This is a genomic window from Cytobacillus depressus, assembly GCF_008923245.1.
GTDB classification, from domain to species: Bacteria; Bacillota; Bacilli; order Bacillales; family Cytobacillaceae; genus Cytobacillus; species Cytobacillus depressus.
Window position 1 is genome coordinate 1 of the sequence record NZ_WBOS01000039.1, and the last position, 1,964, is coordinate 1,964.

At 38.8% G+C, this 1,964-nt stretch carries 1 protein-coding gene; it reads right to left on the reverse strand.

The features are described from left to right. Positions 1 to 136: 136 nt before the first annotated feature. Positions 137 to 1,438, reverse strand: a complete 1,302-nt coding sequence (gene ltrA, locus F7731_RS26210; protein WP_151537687.1) for a group II intron reverse transcriptase/maturase — start codon at positions 1,436 to 1,438, stop codon at positions 137 to 139. Positions 1,439 to 1,964 lie beyond the last annotated feature (526 nt).

Here is a 1,964-nt window from a genome sequence, read left to right on the forward strand (position 1 = left end):
TAGTAGAGTAGAAAACTGATTTCATAGGGATAGCTTACGCTATCTCTTTTACTTTCAGTTTCCCCTCATCAAACCGTACGTGAAGTTTTCCCTCATACGGCTTTCCGATGTTCTTCTTTCTTTAGCATTACGGATTCTATCTACTCAATTTCACCAAAATATGGTCAACTTCTCTCCTGACATCCTTCAAGTTCCCATGCTTTTTAAGATTGTTTCTTTTCTTGTTATAAAATAAGGTGAGGCGTTCTAACACATACCAATCAATTTGTCTAAGCCAAATTTTCGAGTGTCCAGAAATTTGATAGTAATTTTTGAACCCTTGTAATTTCCTGTTTAGTCCTTTTACGAGTTCTCGAATGTCCAAATAGAGTATATTTCTTGGCTTTGTATATGCCTTTATTTTTGCACGCATCTTTTTCATTGCGTTCTTTTTCGGTATATGTGACAAATAGAAAAATATTTTTCCACCTTTTCTTCTGTAAGGAAACTTTCGATGATGGAAACCTAGAAAATCGAATCCATCACAATCATTCCAGAGTGTGACTAATCTAGATTTGTCTCGGTTGATCGTAAGATCTAACTTTCCCATTATAGACTGAATGATTTTGATACTTTCAAATGCTTGTTGTTTGGTCTTACACATGATAACAAAATCATCTGCGTACCTAATAAGTTCACCTAGATGTTTAAACCTCTTTTCCCAAAGTCTATCCATTGTATTTAAATAGATATTAGCCAAGAGAGGTGAGATTACACCACCCTGTGGTGTGCCAGTAATTGGATTTCTTAAGTTTCCTTCCTCCATAATTCCTGACTCTAGCCATTTCCGAATAAGCTTTAGGACTCTTCTATCACTTATTCTTTGTTCAAGCAATCTTATCAACTTTACTTGATTTATATTATCGAAGTATCCTTGGATATCGACGTCGACTACCCAAAAACATTTCTTACTGGCTTTTCGTATTTTATCTATTGCTTGGTGAGCATTACGTTTGGGACGAAAACCAAATGAACAATCATGAAAATCTGCTTCGAAGATAGGTTCTATTACCATTTTCGTTGCCATTTGTGCCACTCTGTCTTTTATAGTAGGAATTCCTAGTGGACGTTTCTTCCCATCTTCCTTCGGAATATAGGTTCTAAGGACAGGACTAGGATTATAACGCTTCCCTTTTAATTCTAAGTAGAGTTCGTTCATAAATTTCCTCTCCCCATAATCCAAAACGATTTGTTCAATCGTCTGTCCATCGACACCGCCACTACCTTTCTTACGTTTTACACGTTGCCATGCCTCCCATAGAATATCAGGACGATAGATTTTGTCATATAAAGCATGAAATCTACGAGTTGGATTTTCCTTGGCACAAAGATATAACGTCATCCAGAGTTCTTGAGCTTTTTCATTATTGGTGTAGTTAGTCATTTTCTTGACATTCACTGACTCTTACCTCCTTCAAACGTTTGAACAAAGTAGGGGTCCTTTCCTAAATAACGTTATGTTTCGTTATTATCATAGGTACTATTACCCCCTCCGACTCCCTCTCGCCCATCCACCATTTCGATAACCTTATAGGCTTCTGCTTTACTTTCATAAGAAAGTGACGAGGAGGGTATCCCCAGTTCCATTAACTACTTTCCTAACATGTCGCTCCCCTTACCCCGAGAGATTCTTCGGTGTTGCTGATTCCAAGGTCTTCACACCTTCCATGGTCTTCGCCCATTGAAGCAAGGCTCAACTTCTCTTTGGCCACATTGGTGGGTTTTCTTGACGAGACGGCAGGATTCACTTTATGTTACAACCTGTTAGTTCACTCGCACTCCGAAGGAGTACTTTGTCACAGGGCTTCAACCTTAGGATTTCTCCACCAGTTGCCTGTCAGTTACTGAGCGTCTTGGCACTTACTCAGGTTGGACTTTCACCAACTAGCAATTAACGGCTTGCTGGGCACGCCTTCAATAAGAAA